We start from the raw sequence: 16,021 nt of genomic DNA on the forward strand, positions 1-16,021 counted from the left end.
CATTCATCGTGAGCGCTTCAGAAACCAAGACCCCGCTCACCGCCCGGCGCGGTGCCTCGCTCTCCGGCACCATCACCGTGCCCGGCGACAAGTCGATCTCGCACCGGGCGCTGATGTTCGGCCTGCTGACCGTCGGCGAGACGCGCATTTCCGGCCTGCTCGAGGGCGAGGACGTGCTCAACACCGCCAAGGTCTGCCGCCAGCTGGGTGCGACCGTGACCCGCACCGGCGAGGGGGCCTGGACCGTCCACGGCGTCGGGGTCGGCGGCCTGAAGCAGCCCGAGGCAGCGCTCGACTTCGGCAATTCCGGCACGGGCTGCCGGCTGATGATGGGCGTCGTCGGCTGCCATCCGATCCGCGCCACCTTCGACGGCGATGCCTCGCTCCGCAAGCGGCCGATGCGCCGCGCCCTCGACCCGCTCGAGCTCTTCGGCGTGCGCGTCGTGGCGCAGGGCGAAGGCGGCCGCCTGCCGATCACCATCGAGGGGCCGTCGGACGCCGTTCCGGTCACCTACGAATCCCCCGTCGCCTCGGCGCAGGTGAAGTCGGCCGTGCTGCTCGCCGGCCTCAATGCGCCGGGCATCACCACCGTCATCGAGAAGGAAGCGACGCGCGACCATACCGAGCGCATGCTCAGCCATTTCGGCGCCGAGGTGACCGTGACGCCGCATGGCGAGCATGGCCGCCGCATCGACCTCGTGGGACAGCCGGAGCTGAAGGCCGCCCCGGTCGTGGTGCCGGCGGACCCGTCATCGGCCGCCTTCCCGATCGTCGCGGCCGCCATCGTGCCGGGCTCGGACGTGACGGTGACCGGCGTCATGATGAACCCGCTGCGCACCGGCCTGATCACGACGCTGCAGGAGATGGGGGCCGATATCGAGCTGGTGAACCCGCGCGTCGAATCGGGCGAAGACATTGCCGACCTGCGGGTGCGCGGCTCGAAGCTGCGGGGCGTCGACGTGCCGGCTCACCGGGCGCCGGCGATGATCGACGAATATCCGATCCTCGCGGTGGCGGCTTCCTTCGCCGAGGGCCCGACGCGGATGAACGGCCTGCACGAGCTGCGCGTGAAGGAATCGGATCGCCTCGCGGCGGTGGCCGCCGGCCTTGCCGCAGCGGGCGTCGACCACACGATCGAGGGCGACGACCTCATCGTCGCCGGCAATGGCAAGGCGCCGGGCGGCGGCACGGTCGCGACCCACATGGACCATCGCATCGCCATGAGCTTCCTGGTCATGGGCCTTGCCACGACCAAGCCAATGACCGTCGACGATACCGGCTTCATCGCCACGAGCTTCCCCGATTTCGTCGGCCTGATGCGCGGCCTCGGGGCCGATTTCGCATGATCATCGCGATCGACGGACCGGCCGCCTCGGGCAAGGGCACCATCGCCCGGCGTCTTGCGGCGCATTTCGGCCTGCCGCATCTCGACACCGGCCTGCTCTATCGCGGGGTCGGCCGCATCATGCTCGACCGCGGCTTTCCGCTCGACAATGTCGAGATCGCTACGGCCATCGCCGAGAACCTCGATATCGCCGACCTCGCCGGCGAGGCGCTGCGGACCCGCGAGGCGGGCGAGGCGGCCTCCGTCGTCGCCGCCCATGCGCCGGTCCGGCAGGCGCTGCTCGACCTGCAGCGCGCCTTCGCGGCCCAGACGGGGGGCGCTGTGCTGGACGGCCGCGACATCGGCACGGTGATCGCGCCGGACGCGCCGGCCAAGCTCTTCGTCACGGCGAGCCCGGAGGAGCGCGCCCGCCGCCGCTTCCGCGAGCTGGTGGGCCGCGGCGAGCTGGCCGACGAGGAGGCCTTCTATGCCGCCGTCCTCGCTGACATCGCCAAGCGCGACGCGCGCGATTCCGGCCGGTCCTCTGCGCCGCTCATCATCGCGCCGGACGCGCTGGTGCTGGACACGACGACGCTCGGCATCGAGGAGGCCTTCGCCGCAGCGCTCGCGGCCGTCGAGTCGGCCCGGCGATGACGCCCTTCGGCGCCCGGGTCCGGTCCTTACGCGAGGCGAAGGGCGTGACGCTGACCGCCATGGCGGAGACGGTCGGCGTCTCGGCGGCCTATCTCTCGGCGCTGGAGCACGGCAAGCGCGGCCGCCCGAGCTGGTATCTCGTCCAGCGGATCATCGCCTATTTCGGCATCATCTGGGACGAGGCGGAGGAACTGGCGAAGCTCGCCGAGATCTCCCATCCGCGCATCGTGATCGACACGTCCGGCCTGTCGCCGCAGGCCACCGAACTGGCGAACCTGCTGGCGCGACGCGTCGGGGTGCTCTCGGACGAGGAGATCGCCGAGCTGCTGTTCATCCTGAAATCGAAGTTGCCGGGGCGCTGATCAGCCTTCGACACGCCGGACCGGCATGTCCGCCTCGCGCGCCGCGGGGTTCGGCGCGAGGACCGGCCGGAAGATCTCGATGGCGCGCTCGCGCCTGATCGCGGCAGGCTTGTAGACCTGCTTCGTCGCCTCGACGAGATGGACGCCGGCGAAGGGCAGCCCAAGGGCCGAGCCTGTGCGCTCCCAGGCAATGGCCGAGCCCAGCACCAGCGAGCGCCGCACCGGCGGAACCCAGAGGGCCTGGCTCCAGGACACCGGCGTGAAGGAGCACTGGCGCATCAGCTCGGTGAGCTGGCGGGCCGAATAGGGCCGGCCCTGGCCGAAGGGGGTGGTGTCGCGCTGCGCCCAGAGGCCGCGCCGGTTCGGCACCACGGCGAGGACCTTGCCGCCGGCGGCGAGCACCCGCCAGGCCTCGCGCAGCAGCGCCTGCGCGTCGTTTGAGACCTCCAGCGCGTGGACGATGAGCAGGCGGTCCACCGCCGCATCGGCCAGCGGCAGCATGTCGTCCTCGACAAGCGCGGAGCGGCCCGGACGTGCCGTCGGCCAGTGGATGACGCCCTGACGCGCCGGCATGAAGGCGAGCGAGCGGTCGGCCTCCTCGCGGAAGATGCCGAGATAGGGCGTGCAATAGCCGAGGCCGACGGTGAGCATGCCACGCGCCGAGGGCCAATGGGTGCGGATGGCGCGCGTCACCATGCGCCGCGCGACCATGCCGAGCTGCGAGGAATAGAAAGCGCGAAGGTCGATGACGTCCGACACGGGACCTCGGGCGGGATCAGAGGGCCTTGAGAATGGATTGGCGCGGGCGCGGCGGCAATGACATATAGCCGCCAGGGTGAACGGTCACGATGCGTCTCACCCGAACCATCCGGAGATGCCCATGGCCGCCGCCGTCCACATGTTCACCTGCCTCAGCGACAATTTCGGCGTGCTGCTGCACGATCCGGCGACCGGCGCGACGGCGGCGATCGACGTGCCGGAGGCGGAGCCCGTGCTGGCGGCGGCGAAGGACAAGGGCTGGACGATCAGCCATGTCCTCGTCACCCATCACCATCCCGACCATGTGCAGGGCATCGAGGCGGTGAAGGCCGCGACCGGCGCCCGCGTCATCGCCAACGCCTCCGATTCCCATCGCATCCCGCTGGTGGACGAGACCGTCGTCCCGGGTGGCAAGGCGCGATTCGGATCGCTGGAGGCCGACGTCATCGATACGCCCGGCCACACGGTCGGCCACATCGCCTATCATTTCGCTGCCGAGAAGCTGCTGTTTGCCGGCGACACGCTATTCTCGCTCGGCTGTGGTCGCCTCTTCGAGGGCACGCCGCAACAGATGTGGGATGCGCTCAAGGCGCTGCGGGCGCTGCCCGACGACACCGCCGTCTATTGCGGTCACGAATACACTGCCTCCAATGCCCGCTTCTCGCTGGTGGTCGATCCGGACAATGCCGCCCTGAAGGCGCGCGCCGAGGAGGTGTTCCGCCTTCGCGAGGCGGACAAGGCCACCTTGCCGAGCACGATCGGGCAGGAGAAGGCGACGAACCCCTTCCTGCGTGCCGATGATCCGGTGATCGCTGCCAATCTCGACATGCGCGGCCGCCTGCCGGCCGAGGTCTTCGCCGAGCTGCGCGAGCGCAAGAACAAGGCGTGATCGGCTGAAGCGCGGCCTCAGCCGATGAGGCCGCGCATCGGCGGGAGCGCCAGCGTGCCGGGAAAGATCGCCTCGGCCAGCGGCTTCGCGTCCATCCCGAGATGCTCGACCAGCACGCCCTTGAGCACGGCCCTCAGGTCCGTGGTCGCCGCGAGGTCGCGGCCCTCGAACAGCTTGTTTTGCGCGAGGCCCGGCCAATCCGCGACGACCCGGCCGCCCTTCACCGCGCCGCCGGCGAGGAAGGCGACCGTCGCCGTGCCGTGATCCGTACCGGTCGTGCCGTTGACGCGGGCGGTGCGGCCGAACTCCGTCATCACCACCACCACGGTCTCGCGCCAGACCGCCTTCAGCTCCTCCTCGAAGATGGCGAAGACACGATCGAGCCCGCCAAGCCGGGTGGCGAGCTGGCCGGTGGCGCCGCCGGCATTGACATGGGTGTCCCAGCCCTCGAGGGCGAGCGCGGCGACACGCGGCCCATCGGACGCCGCCATGAGCTTGGCGGCCCCGGTGGCGATGAGCGCCATGCCCTCGGGATCGGCGGGGCTCGAGCGCGGGCGCAGGGCCCCAAGCCCCGAGGCGCTTGCCATGCGGCTGGTGTCGAGGCCCTGACGGAGCGCCGCGGCAAGACGCGGCTCGCGCTCGTCATAGAGCTGGAGGACGCGGCGGGCGACATCATCGTCAGCCTGCTGCAGGCCCTGCGGCGCCCAGCCGAGCACGGGGGCCTGCCCACGCACCACCAGCGGGGCGATGGCGCCGATGCCAAGCGCGCCCTTGGCGCCGATCCGCTCGCCAGGGGGCAGCAGCGCGATGGCGCGGTTGAGCCAGCCGGACTGGGTGAGGCCGGGGCGCGGCTGGCCGCTCTCCAGCACGTCCTGGCCGTCGAAATGCGAGCGCTCGCGATAGCCGGTGGCGGTGGCGTGGACGATGGCCGCCTGCTTCGCCCGGTAGAGACGAGCGAGGTTCGGCATGGCGGGGTGGAGGCCGAAGAAGCCGTCGAGCGGCAGGGCGGCACCGTCGCCGGAGGCCGGCAGGGCAAGGCCCGGGCGCAGCGGGACATAGCCGGGATCGCCGACCGGCGGCACCGCCGCGAGACCATCGAGCGCGCCGCGCAGCACCACCACGACGAGGCGCGGATCACGCCCTCCGGCCGCGAAGGCGTAGCGCGGCGCGAAGCTCCACGCAAAGAGCGCCCCGGCGGCGCCGAGGATGGCGCGGCGACTCGGATGGATCTCGTCCTCGCAGAGCATGGGCTCCTCCTTGCGCGCCTCAGCGGCGCTGGACCTCGGGACTCATCAACAGGATGGCGAGGCCCTGGGCACGGCTCTCGGCGCGGGCGACGGCCTGGCGGGTATTGGCCGAGCAGGCCGGACCGAGCGTTGCGTCGAGGATCGCCAGCGGATTGGCGGCGCCCGGCGTCTGGCGCGCGAAGGTCATGGCCGTCTCGAGCCGGACCTTCAGGCCGTCGGGTGTCGCCCATTGAGCATCGGTGTCCGGAAAACCGTTCGGGCCCGGCGGATTCCAGATGGGCTGGCCGAGCAGCTGGGTGACGAAGAGCACCTGCCCCGGATCGACGGGTCGGCCGGTCATGCGCAGTGCCGCCACGGCGAAGTCTAGCGGCGGGCGGAGCTTACGCGGCTCGGGATAGGCGGGGCTCGCCGCGACGAGGACACGATAGAGGGCGGGCAGGTTGCCGTCGGTGTCGCGGAAGACCTTGGCGAGCCGCGCCACGAGATCGGCCGGCGGGTCGTCGGCGATGAAATGGCGCGCGAGCTTCGTTGCGATGTGGCGCGCGGTGGCAGGATGGCGGGCCAGATCGTCGAGAATCGCCTCGCCCTGGGCGAGGCCCGCATCGGGATAGGTGCGGCCCAGCACCGTCTTCGCGCCGGGCTCGTGGCGGTTGGCGTTGAAGAAAAACGCGCCCATCTCGGCGTCCTCGTCGAAGCGGCCGGGCACGGTCCAGCCGGTGATGGCGCGGGCGAGGCTCGTCACGTCGACCTGGCTGTAGCCGCCGTCGACGCCGAGCGTGTGCAGCTCCAGCAGCTCGCGGGCGAGGTTCTCGTTGAGGCCGCGGCCGCGCCGCTGGCCGGCGCGCGACGAAGGCCCGACGGACTGGCGGTTGTCGAGATAGAGCAGCATGGCCGGGTGCTGCTCCACCGCCTTCAGCATGGCGCGGAAGGAGCCATGGACATGCGGGCGAATGGCCTCGCGCTCGAAGGCGCCGGCGGTCAGGCGCAGCTGCTCGCCCTTGGCGACGGCGACGCAGAAATGGTTGGACCAGAACCAGACGAGGCGCTCGGTGAAACCGAGCTCGGCCTCCACCGCCGTGCGGATGCGGAAGGCGGCCTCCTCGCGGAAGATGCGGGCGGCCGGCGGCTGGTAGCCGGGCGGCGGGCGCTGGCCGGCGCGGCGGGCCGCCTCGATGGCGTCGGCCGCGGCCTTCTCGGCGGCCTCGCGCTCCTTCTGGGCGGCGAGGCGGCGTTCCTCGGGCTGGAACTCGCCATTCTGGGCCAGGGCGGCGGCACTGGTGGGAAGCGTTTCGGCGCCGGGGGGCAGGGCCCGGCCGCGGGCGATGTCGCGCTCGATGGCGGCGGGAATGTCGCGGGGGCGCGACGGATCATCGCCGAGGCGTGGGCCGAGGCCGAAGCGGGGGGCAAGGACGGCATCGTGACGGGCAGCCATCGGGATCACCCATGCGGCGTTGCAGGGCGCAGGTCAGCGCTTCGGCTGGAGTAGACAGCAAATCCGGCAACAAAGGGTCAACGCGGCCGCAGGAAAGCCGCGGCAGTTCAACTCGTCGTCACCGGCGGGGGGCGATCAGAAGTCGACGGCGATGCCGCCGATCTCCCAGTCGTCATAGCGGACCGGATCGGCGCCGCCGCGGCCATGGAGTTCGGGGTTGGCGGCGAGCTCCGCCGCCTTGGCGTCGAGGGCGGCGCGCCGTTCCGCAGCTTCCGCCAGGGCCCGCCTGGCAGCCTCCGACAGGACCTTCGCCGGAGCCTCGATGCGGGCGGAAGGCTGCTCGACCGCGACGGCCGTGGTGAAGACGGGGTTCTCGCTCATGCCGGGGACATCGGTCCGCAGACCGTCGAAGTCAAGGCCTCGAACGTTGACCCGCCCCCGGTCATGGCTATAGTCCGGCCCGCGTTGCCCCTATGGCGGAATTGGTAGACGCGCTCGACTCAAAATCGAGTTCCGCAAGGAGTGCTGGTTCGATCCCGGCTAGGGGCACCAACCGTTTTTCGAAATTATATCAATTGGCTAATGTGATAAAATTGCGTCGATACTTCCGGGGCTTGCCGGAGACGCCTTCAGAAAGTCGCTCTCACATAGCCGAAAACTCAGCCGCTTCGGCCCCAGAATTCACCGCCAATTCTCGGCCCTAAAATCGGAATACGTCACTTTTTTAGGGCTGAACCTGGTGAGAACGAGTTCGCACTTCAACAGACCGGTTAGCATGAATGAATGCGGTCTGCCCGCTGACCACGAGATCATGCCTAGGTAGGGTCGATCCCGGGTCGATCCCACCGCTTAGGGGCCGAAAGCGGATGGGCGGCTCGTTGACTGCAAACCCCAGAAGCGGACATCCTGCGACCTGGTAGTCCGGGCTGGGGACGTCCAGAGCCGTGCGGTCAACCCCTCTTCACTTTACACAAACAGCGAGTACTCATTCAGGTCGCCTTATTGATATTTTTGAGATCATATGACGCAATCCCCTGAACTGGCTGGTGGCGCCGGCTTTACCTACGCCGACCAAGTTGCTACACGGTACCTCGCCGCGCTGCTGCTGGGGTCCGGCGCGCCGGGCCTCGCCGAACGAAAAGTGTTTCGCGTCGCACTTGAGCAGCGGGACGCCGGGGAGCCGCTCGACGACTTAATCGTGGACGGCGAGGCACCGGACGGGTCGTTGGCTCGCTTGAGCCTACAGGTTAAGCGCGAGATCACCATCAGCGCTGCACCCACGAACGAGGACTTCCGCGCCATCATCCGCGACAGCTGGGCAACGATGAACAAGCCCGACTTCCGTGAGGGAGTGGACAGGGTCGGAGCTGCAGTCGGGCCGTCGACCGCCGTCGGAAAATGGCGCGACCTAGTGGCCCTCGCCGAGTTTGCTGCCGCCAGCGCCACACCCGTCGATTTTGCGGTAAGGTTCACATCCAGCGGAAGCGCTTCGACAGACCACCGCGCCGTCTTGTGTGACCTCCAGAAGATCACCGCCGAGCTCGGTAGGTCTGCCACCGTCGAGGCGATGCATGCACTGCTGCGCCATTTCGTGCTTATCCGGTTCGACACGCTGCACGAAGGTGCCGCTGATGACCCGAACACGATTGCGATGATCGAGCAGGCGCTGGCTCCAGGCCATGCAGGGCAAGCCGTCGCGTTAGCCGAGCGACTACGCGGTCTGGCGCGGCGAGGGGCTGGTGCGGCGCGATCATGGGATCGCGGCGCACTGAGGCTCGACGTCTCGCCGTGGTTCAGGCTCGCTACAGACCGATGGCTCGCCGCTGACCTCGAAGTCCTCATGGTCGAAGTGAGGCTGGCCACGGCGAGCATCCTAGACCGAATCGGCAACGCGACGCTCGACCGCGCAAACTTGCGGACTAAGGTAGCGACCGCGCTCGCGGATCGTCAGCTAGTCACGCTTCGTGGGCTGCCTGGGTCCGGCAAGTCCGTGCTGCTGCGCCGAGAAGTAGAGGCGGCTCTAGCTCGCGGGCCGGCACTACTTCTTAAGGCCGACCGTCTGACCGGCGGTAGCTGGGCGCAATACGCGAACGCGCTCGGTTTGGTGCAGCGTGATCCGATCCCGCTCCTACGCGAAATCACCACAGTCGGCACGCCCACGTTGTTCATTGACGGCCTAGACCGCATCGACAGGGCGCAGCGCGGCATAGTTATGGACCTCCTTGCAGCGCTGGAGACGCAACCCGAGTTCTCAAATTGGCGCGTCCTCGCCACGCTTCGGGACTCGGGCGTTGAGCCGGTCCGCACCTGGCTCCCTCGCATGTTCGACGGTGGGCGGATGAGTTCGATCGACGTCGGAGCGCTAGACGACGCTGAGGCCGACGAACTTGCGGTGGCACGGCCGGGTCTCCGACCGCTCCTATTCGGCCCAGATCCCGTCCGCACGCTCGTCCGCCGCCCATTCTTCGCGAAAGTTCTCGACGGGCCCGGCTCCGGGACTGGGGACACCCCGCGCTCGGAGATCGACCTGATGGGACGCTGGTGGTCGCGCGGCGGCTTCGACGCGGAGGGTGGACAGGCGCGCGTCCGGCAGCGGGCGCTTCTGAAACTAGTGCGACTGCGCGCGCTGCAGCCGGATGCGCCCGTGACGCTAGATGCGCTGGAGGCTGCATTGCTCCCGCCGATCGAGGATCTGGTCAAGGACGGAGTTCTCGAGGATGCCGGGGACGGGCATTTCGTGCGCTTCGCACACGATATCTTCTTCGAATGGTCCTTCGCGCAGGCGCTCATGGGCGCCGGAGCTCGCTGGCTCGACGAATTGAAGGCAGCCGGCGAACCACCGGTGATCGGGCGATCTGTGGACCTGCGCGCGCAGGCGATGTTCGTATCGGATCCCGATGGCTGGCGGGCTACGCTGTCCACCCTCTCGGACCGCTCCTTGCGTAGCCAGTGGCACCGAGTTTGGCTGCTTGCCCCTTTGAACCACCCCGATTTTCAGGCGCGGGCAACCGACTTTGACACTGCGGTTACCGGCGAGGGCTACGACGTCCTGCGCTTGGCGATGGTATGGTTTCAGGCGCAGCACACCCTGCCAAACCCCATGTTCATGGATGGATCGGCGGTCGACATCGCCGACCGCGACGTAAGGCTCCGCGCTGCCGATCTGCTGGGATGGCCGGACGACTTCCGGCTCTGGATGCGCTTCCTTCACTACCTCGACGGACGGCTGGAGGCGATGCCGCACCGGCATCTTCCGCACCTCCTGACGCTGTTCGAGGTCTGGCAGAATGCCTTAGCGGACACGCCCAACGCTCTCTCGATGATGATCGTGCGGCGTGCGGGTAGCTGGCTGCATGAGCTTGAGAGACGTCGCGAGAGGATGGGGCGTTTCAGGCGACGCGATGAGGAAGAGGAGGTGCCAGATCCCTGGGGGGAGGTCGAGGGCACCGACGAATTTGAGAGCGCCATCCGCCGTCTGTTGCTGCGGGCGGGCAGGGCAGAACCCGGTCGTGTGTCGGCTTACCTCAGCCAGTTCGGCCCCGAACGTCCGGCTTCTTCAAAAGTGTTCGAGGACATCATGGCTTTTGCGCCGCTGCTGTCACAGACCCATCCCGACGGCCTCGCCGACTTCGCGCTGGATCACTTCCGCCGCGAGCTACCTGAGGACCACCGTCGTCGGATGATGGAGAAGGACCAGCGCCAGGCGGCCTATCGCGAGGAGCTGCGCAAGAGGCCAAAGGACAGCCTCGGCCGGCTAGAGCAGATGAGTCTTTCGAGTCCACACTTCGGATACTCGGGTCCTGACAGGATGGATTGGCAGTCGCTGTCGCTGGAACGCGATCCAACAAGCTACTTCCCGGCGTCGCCACTCCACCAGCCGTTCCAGGCGCTGTTCGAGAACGCGCCAGATGAGGCGCTGCGGCTCGTGCGATCGATGTCAAACCACGCGGTGGAGGCTTGGCGGCAACTTCACCGGCTGCAACCGAACAGTGGCACGCCTGTGCCAATCACGATCGATTTCCCTTGGGGACGCCAGACCTTCTGGGGCGGTGCACGCGAATATCTCTGGAGCCGCGGGCTGTGGGCCCCGAAGCCGCTTGCGTCGGCCTACCTCGCGCTCGACAAGTGGGCGCTCGACCAAGTCGATGCTGGGGCCGATGGTGATGCGCTGATCGAGCGGATCGTCGGCGGCAACCAATCGATTGCCGCGCTCGGGATCGCACTACACGTGGCGCTCGCGAAACCGGTGATCACGCGAGTTGGTGAGGCGCTTGTCACCACGCAGCGGCTCTGGCAGGCGGATATCGAACGTTACGTCAAAGAGGCAGAGATCCGGTCATCTAGCCAGATAGGATTCTATCGTGAGCATCACCGCAAAGATGCCGTAGCGGTCGAGGCGTTGAATACGCGTGCCGTCCGTTCGGAAGAAATCCGAAATCTCGTTACGCTGCACGTTCTCCAGACAGACCCGGAGGCCGCTAAACGTGTTCGGTATGCGATCCTCGCCTTTGCGGACTCACCGGACTTCGAGCTTGAGGAAGCGAAGAGCCACCCGGGCGCGCGCGCCCGTGCAGTGGAGCAGGCGCGCACCTTCGCCGCCTGGGGTGATCTAGCTCACTACCGATTGGTGGACTTTCCAGAGCAACCCGAGCAACGGGCGATCCTCATGGTCAATCCGATCGTGGAGGAGCCTAGCGTCCGGGAGCGGCTGGAGGAGGGGCAGGAACATTTACGGACCTTCGCCCTTTTCCACTGGGCCGAACAGTCCTTCAAGGATGGGCGGATCGCCGACGCTATGAGTCTGCAGCAAGGCGTGGCGAGTGCCCGCTCCTTCGACGACGGGACGATATTCCAGCCGACCTCGGACGACGACCTGATTTCCATGCGGCGGGGTGCAGTGGCCGGCGCTGCAGCGGTCGTCGTGGCGTTCGCACCAGACGATGCGGAAGCCGAATGGGCGCGGGGCGTGCTGGCGCGAGCCGCCGATTGCCCGGAAGAGGGTGGCCCACTCTGGTCGGCGGTCGGCATCGTCAGCTGGCACCACGTCATCTTCGTTGCGCGTGCCGCAGCAGCTGATCTACGCCGCGATCCCGCATCCAAGCGGCATGCGACCGAGCTCCTCTCCACTCTCGTGCATCCACTCGACAACGTCGGATTGGAGACCTCCGGCCTATTGGCCTCGCTGTGGGACGTAGCACCGCGCGTGTGCTGGGTGGGCTTGGGGCTCGCGCTCGACCTCTGCATCGTCGCGTCCGGCGAGATCGGCCCCAACTCGATGCACGATCCCAATGCAGGCGGCGAAGCGCGGAAACGCAAATTGGACGCGGCGCTCGCGAGGCTTGAACTGGCTCCAAATTCGCTTCCAATACCACCGGCGCCTTGGGTGGCCACGACAGCAGCTGACCGTCGCCGTGTTGATCGGCTAACTGAGGACAACAACGCCAGTGAGACTTCGCCCCACTGGCGTGCCGCGGACGGTTGGTGGCGGTCAGATCGTGCAGGAGAGATTCTGGTCAAGCAACCGGTGCAGGCCATCCTCGCCGCTGGCTTCGAGGACATGTTCATCCCTTTCTGCGAAGCGATGCTCGCGTGGACGATCGAGCGGCAGGCGCCAGTGTGGGCACGGGGCTCCCGCGAGATTGAGAGGCCCGACATATTCGAGTGGACGCACAAGTTCGCGGACGTGTTAGGGGCGCTTGTCGGCCTGATTGCTCCCGAAAGGGCGGAGACAAGCTTCATCTCGCCGATCTGCGGAATTGAAGAGGAGGATACCTGCTTCGACCTGCTCGCCCCGCTGGTCATCATGTTCATCTGCCAGCATGTCCTAGATAGCCCCGAAGTGGCGCAGGTGACCCCTGTCGTACTTGATCGCTCGCTCAACCGCCTGCTGGACGCGCCGACATTTCGGCAGACGGCATACCGCGCCGGCGAGATGCACGGCTTCTCAATGCCGCGACTCGCCCAATGGTTAATGTTTGTTGGCGTAGAAAAAGCGTCGCTCGCCCATCGCTTTTCAAACGGTGACTGGTCCGAGATCGCGCTAATCTTGCCTACGGTGGACCGGTTCGTGCGCACTGCCGGATGGGTGCCGACAGTAATGGAAGACTTCCTGACTCTGGCCGAACGCTCCCGTAAGCACTTCCCCGCTGACGCGTTCGCAGATGCCGTCCTCGCTGCACTCTCCGCCAAGGATGATCCGGGAGCGCGGTGGCGCGGCACAATGATAGCCGCAAGAATCGCTTCACGCGTCCAAGATATCGCCGACCGCACGTCTCCGCTGCCGCTCGCGCTTGGTCAGAAGCTCCTGCGCATCCTAGATGTTTTAGTCGATCAAGGTGATAGGCGCAGCGCAGCGCTGCAGATAAGTCCAGCCTTCCGTGACCTTCGGGTCATCGAGGTAGGCAGGTCACCATCTTTGTAAGTTGACCAACTTTGTCCCCAAACTGACCCATTCTCGGGTGAGAGTTCTCCGTGCCATTTTCCGTGGGCTGGGAGAGGAGCGGAGAACGATGAACGCGAGCAAGTTTTCGGGTAGGCAGAAGACGTTCGTTCTTCATCAAGTTGGAGCGTCCTTTGTGTTTTCGAACATTTGAATGTCCGGTATCGGGTGCTCGACTCGCGTCAACGAGCGACCGCAATGGGGCGCGAAGCTGCCGATGATTTGTGGTAGCCGGGAACATGCCGTTCCAACCGTTTCTCGAACTCGCCGATACCCATCCCGCGCTGGCGCATTCGCCAATGCTCCGGGGTCTCACGCGCACGTTCGCCTACATCGCGGAGAATGGTCCGATCGGACTGACGCCATCCGGAGCCTTCAAGCGCGTTTTCGTTCAGTGGGCGGCCGAGGCATTTGATTGGCCAGGACACGGGCCAGCAGACCTCTACGCCGTCAACAAGGTCCTGAACGAGTGGGATTTCTTCCGGCTCGCCGAGCTTCACGACCTCATGCTGGCGCTCACGATCGGTCGGCATTTCAAGGGTGAGTTCCGACTGACGCCGTTCGGCAAGACCTTCGTTGGACAGCCGGGTCGCTTGTTCGGGCTTGTCGCGCCATTCTACCTGTTCCGTGTGGATCATGCCCGCAATTCGCGGCTGAACGAGGAGCGGCTTCTCGGCAGCTGGGAGATCTTCCTCAACGTAGTCAATGTCGAGGCCGAGGGCGGGATTACAGCCGAGCGGCTGCGCGAGGTGCTTTATGGGCCACCGGAGCCTGGCCCACGCTACGATCGGATCGCAGGTCAACTCTATATCGAGGTCCTGCGCCCGATGTGCTGGCTCGGACTGCTTCAGATTGTCGGCGAAGAGCGCATGGCGTCTCGCGACAATGTCTATGCCAAGACCCCGCTCTGGCATGCCGCCTTGCGGCTGGATACTGATGCCTCGTTGCGCACCATCGTAAAGCATTGAACGGTCTGGCGACGGTGGTGTTGCTGAATTAGGCTGGCGCGATGGCTCATTGCGTTTTCATGCACCGATCGGACTCGATCTACGACGACAGTCCGGCGGTCCAGTATCAGTTTCCGAAACAGTATCTCGGCCGCGCCGATCCCAGCATCGGCGACTGGATCCTCTATCTCGAGCCCACCAAGGTCCGTGGGTCGCGCGGCTACTTTGCCATCGCCCGCGTGCAGCGGATCATCCCGGATCCGAAGGCGCTGGGGATGTTCCTCGCGCTGATCGAGCCGAACTCCTATCTCGACTTCGCCAACCCGGTTCCGTTCAACGATGCCGACGGCCCGATCGAGCGCGGCCTCCTGAATGATGAAGGCAAGTTATCGGGGCGCGCCCAATCAGCAGTGCGCCCGATCTCGGATGCCGACTTCTATCGCATCGTCGATCGTGGTCTCGATGATCGCACCCCGCTCCTGCCGCGGGAGGGCGTGCTCGGAGAGCTGTCCGGTTTCGAAGAAGGCCAAGCGCCTTATGTTTTCAAGCAAGAGCGGGATCGCGTGCTCCAGCTGACGTCGCGGGCCGTCCGGGATCGCGTCTTTCGGCGGATCGTGCTCCGGGCCTATGACGAGCGCTGCGCCGTGACCGGCCTCAAGTTGATCAACGGCGGCGGGCGGGCCGAGGTGAACGCCGCCCATATCCGGCCGGTCGAAGCGAACGGTCCGGATACGGTCCATAACGGGCTGGCACTCTCAGGAACGGCCCACTGGATGTTTGACCGAGGCCTGATCAGCCTCGGCGATGATCTTGAGATCCTGATTTCCCGCCAGGCAAACGATCCTGATGGCGTTCGCGCCTTCATCAACCGCTCCGGCTTCGCCGTGCCGCCGGTCAATCTGAAGGACCGGCCCCATCCGCAGTTTCTGGCGTGGCACCGCGAGTACCGCTTCAAACACTGAGCCGGTCAGGCACGGAACGTTTCGTCGTTGTGCCATCGCAGAGCTGAGCGATCGGGTTGCAGCCGCGGATTGTCCGGCACCGCGATCGTCTGACCGTGCAATTCGTAATATTGGCGGCCGTTCGAGAACTCCTCGCGGATCCGCGGGCTCACCTCGAAGCGCAACTCCGGCGTGATCGTGACATAGCCCGCATCGAACAGGCTATGGATGTCCCGTCGCATGAGCACGCCGTTGGAAGCCTCATGCGTGCCTCCATCGGCGAAGGGGCGGATGTGGGCTGCATCCAAAGCTGGAAGGGTCTTCTCGCCTGAGATCGCACATTTGCGGTGATAGCTGTCGGTAACGAGGATGCGGAAGGCGCCCTGGCCAAGGCGCGGTCTGACGAGCGTTGGTTCGCCATAGCGTGCCTGCTCTTCAGCAAAGCCAGTGTGGGCATGCGCCGCCATGCCGCTCTGAACAGCTTCCCAGAGGCGCAAGCCATCTGGTTCGCTGGTCGAGTACCCCTTGAACGAAACGATGTTGGGCGCCCAGCTCTCAGGGACAGGAATCCAACGTGACTCCGGCAGGAAGAATGGTTGCGTCAGGATTCGGCATCCGATCGTGAAATCGCTGCGATCGGCGGGATCCGCCTTGCGGTACTTCGCGATACGGGTCCGCATCTGACCAAGGCTTGACGCGCCATTGGCCTCGCCGAAGGCTTCCCAAGCCAGCGAACAGGGAAGCGCATTGGCGTAGGCGAAAACGCCGCCACCCACGATCATGTTGCGGGGCGCATGGAGCTTGAACAGGAAGAGTTCGCCGGGCTCCAGTGCCTTGAAGTTCGCCGCTGCAGGCGCCCAGAAATTGACCTCGGCAAGATCAGGCTTACGGCGCAGGTGTTCGAACCAGTCGCCATCCGTCACCGCTACGATCAGTTTGACCGACATTCGCACCTCCGATTCCGGCAGAGTACCGTTGATCAGAAAGCCGGGACAATCGCCGCGCGATCCACAAAGACCAGCGGCGA

12 protein-coding genes and 1 tRNA gene are annotated in these 16,021 nt (G+C 66.5%); 8 read left to right on the forward strand and 5 right to left on the reverse strand.

Going from position 1 to position 16,021, the window contains the following annotated elements:
• Window positions 1-8: 8 nt before the first annotated feature.
• Genes aroA through C8P69_RS19585 form a run of 3 tightly spaced genes read left to right on the forward strand, consistent with a single transcriptional unit; the run spans window position 9 to window position 2,340 of the window.
• Window positions 9-1,346: a 3-phosphoshikimate 1-carboxyvinyltransferase gene (gene aroA, locus C8P69_RS19575; protein ID WP_245902146.1), complete on the forward strand. Its 1,338-nt coding sequence runs from the start codon at window positions 9-11 to the stop codon at window positions 1,344-1,346.
• Entirely contained in the window at window positions 1,343-1,978 is a 636-nt protein-coding gene (gene cmk / locus C8P69_RS19580) for a (d)CMP kinase (protein WP_108179129.1), read from the forward strand. Before aroA ends, cmk begins: the two co-directional genes overlap by 4 nt.
• On the forward strand, window positions 1,975-2,340 hold the full coding sequence (locus tag C8P69_RS19585) for a helix-turn-helix domain-containing protein (RefSeq protein ID WP_108179130.1): 366 nt from the start codon (window positions 1,975-1,977) through the stop codon (window positions 2,338-2,340). The genes cmk and C8P69_RS19585 overlap by 4 nt, the downstream gene beginning before the upstream one ends.
• Here C8P69_RS19585 and C8P69_RS19590 read toward each other — a convergent pair whose 3' ends face one another.
• Window positions 2,341-3,051, reverse strand: coding sequence for a methyltransferase domain-containing protein (locus tag C8P69_RS19590; RefSeq protein ID WP_108179192.1), 711 nt, complete (start codon window positions 3,049-3,051; stop codon window positions 2,341-2,343). It lies immediately after the preceding gene.
• Window positions 3,052-3,220: 169 nt separating this feature from the next.
• Here C8P69_RS19590 and gloB point away from each other — a divergent pair, with 169 nt between their 5' ends.
• Window positions 3,221-3,988 carry a hydroxyacylglutathione hydrolase gene (gloB, locus tag C8P69_RS19595; protein ID WP_108179131.1) on the forward strand — a complete coding sequence of 256 codons (768 nt, stop codon included), beginning with the start codon at window positions 3,221-3,223 and terminating at the stop codon, window positions 3,986-3,988.
• 17 nt (window positions 3,989-4,005) lie between these two features.
• Here gloB and C8P69_RS19600 read toward each other — a convergent pair whose 3' ends face one another.
• The 3 genes from C8P69_RS19600 to C8P69_RS19610 all read right to left on the reverse strand — a co-directional run bounded on the left by C8P69_RS19600 (window position 4,006) and on the right by C8P69_RS19610 (window position 7,048).
• On the reverse strand, window positions 4,006-5,235 hold the full coding sequence (locus tag C8P69_RS19600; RefSeq protein WP_108179132.1) for a DUF1501 domain-containing protein: 1,230 nt from the start codon (window positions 5,233-5,235) through the stop codon (window positions 4,006-4,008).
• A gap of 19 nt (window positions 5,236-5,254) precedes the next feature.
• Window positions 5,255-6,667 (reverse strand): DUF1800 domain-containing protein, encoded by a 1,413-nt coding sequence (locus C8P69_RS19605; protein ID WP_108179133.1) that lies wholly within the window; start codon window positions 6,665-6,667, stop codon window positions 5,255-5,257.
• A gap of 135 nt (window positions 6,668-6,802) precedes the next feature.
• On the reverse strand, window positions 6,803-7,048 hold the full coding sequence (locus C8P69_RS19610) for a DUF1674 domain-containing protein (protein WP_108179134.1): 246 nt from the start codon (window positions 7,046-7,048) through the stop codon (window positions 6,803-6,805).
• An 86-nt stretch (window positions 7,049-7,134) separates the two neighbouring features.
• On the opposite strand from C8P69_RS19610, the gene C8P69_RS19615 reads away from it, so the two are divergent.
• From C8P69_RS19615 to C8P69_RS19630, 4 genes are all read left to right on the forward strand, one after another.
• A tRNA-Leu gene (locus C8P69_RS19615) sits at window positions 7,135-7,219 on the forward strand.
• A 469-nt stretch (window positions 7,220-7,688) separates the two neighbouring features.
• A complete protein-coding gene (locus C8P69_RS19620; RefSeq protein ID WP_108179135.1) occupies window positions 7,689-13,088 on the forward strand; it encodes an NACHT domain-containing protein in 5,400 nt (1,799 codons plus the stop codon).
• Between the two features lie 257 nt (window positions 13,089-13,345).
• Complete coding sequence (locus C8P69_RS19625; protein ID WP_108179136.1) at window positions 13,346-14,074, forward strand: hypothetical protein; 729 nt, start codon at window positions 13,346-13,348, stop codon at window positions 14,072-14,074.
• A gap of 41 nt (window positions 14,075-14,115) precedes the next feature.
• Window positions 14,116-15,015 carry an HNH endonuclease gene (locus C8P69_RS19630; RefSeq protein WP_108179137.1) on the forward strand — a complete coding sequence of 300 codons (900 nt, stop codon included), beginning with the start codon at window positions 14,116-14,118 and terminating at the stop codon, window positions 15,013-15,015.
• A 5-nt stretch (window positions 15,016-15,020) separates the two neighbouring features.
• Here the strand turns inward: C8P69_RS19630 and C8P69_RS19635 are convergent, their stop codons facing one another.
• Entirely contained in the window at window positions 15,021-15,941 is a 921-nt protein-coding gene (locus tag C8P69_RS19635; RefSeq protein ID WP_108179138.1) for an HNH endonuclease, read from the reverse strand.
• Between the last annotated feature and the right edge of the window lie 80 nt (window positions 15,942-16,021).

The sequence above is a fragment of the Phreatobacter oligotrophus genome, assembly GCF_003046185.1.
GTDB classification, from domain to species: domain Bacteria; phylum Pseudomonadota; class Alphaproteobacteria; order Rhizobiales; family Phreatobacteraceae; genus Phreatobacter; species Phreatobacter oligotrophus.

What these genes read in the sequence shown, in the direction of transcription:
- cmk (WP_108179129.1), top strand. Translation starts at nt 1,343, where the DNA reads ATGATCATCGCGATCGACGGACCGGCCGCCTCGGGCAAGGGCACCATC.
- C8P69_RS19585 (WP_108179130.1), top strand. Translation starts at nt 1,975, where the DNA reads ATGACGCCCTTCGGCGCCCGGGTCCGGTCCTTACGCGAGGCGAAGGGC.
- C8P69_RS19590 (WP_108179192.1), bottom strand. Translation starts at nt 3,051, where the DNA reads ATGGTCGCGCGGCGCATGGTGACGCGCGCCATCCGCACCCATTGGCCC.
- gloB (WP_108179131.1), top strand. Translation starts at nt 3,221, where the DNA reads ATGGCCGCCGCCGTCCACATGTTCACCTGCCTCAGCGACAATTTCGGC.
- C8P69_RS19600 (WP_108179132.1), bottom strand. Translation starts at nt 5,235, where the DNA reads ATGCTCTGCGAGGACGAGATCCATCCGAGTCGCCGCGCCATCCTCGGC.
- C8P69_RS19605 (WP_108179133.1), bottom strand. Translation starts at nt 6,667, where the DNA reads ATGGCTGCCCGTCACGATGCCGTCCTTGCCCCCCGCTTCGGCCTCGGC.
- C8P69_RS19610 (WP_108179134.1), bottom strand. Translation starts at nt 7,048, where the DNA reads ATGAGCGAGAACCCCGTCTTCACCACGGCCGTCGCGGTCGAGCAGCCT.
- C8P69_RS19620 (WP_108179135.1), top strand. Translation starts at nt 7,689, where the DNA reads ATGACGCAATCCCCTGAACTGGCTGGTGGCGCCGGCTTTACCTACGCC.
- C8P69_RS19625 (WP_108179136.1), top strand. Translation starts at nt 13,346, where the DNA reads ATGCCGTTCCAACCGTTTCTCGAACTCGCCGATACCCATCCCGCGCTG.
- C8P69_RS19630 (WP_108179137.1), top strand. Translation starts at nt 14,116, where the DNA reads ATGGCTCATTGCGTTTTCATGCACCGATCGGACTCGATCTACGACGAC.
- C8P69_RS19635 (WP_108179138.1), bottom strand. Translation starts at nt 15,941, where the DNA reads ATGTCGGTCAAACTGATCGTAGCGGTGACGGATGGCGACTGGTTCGAA.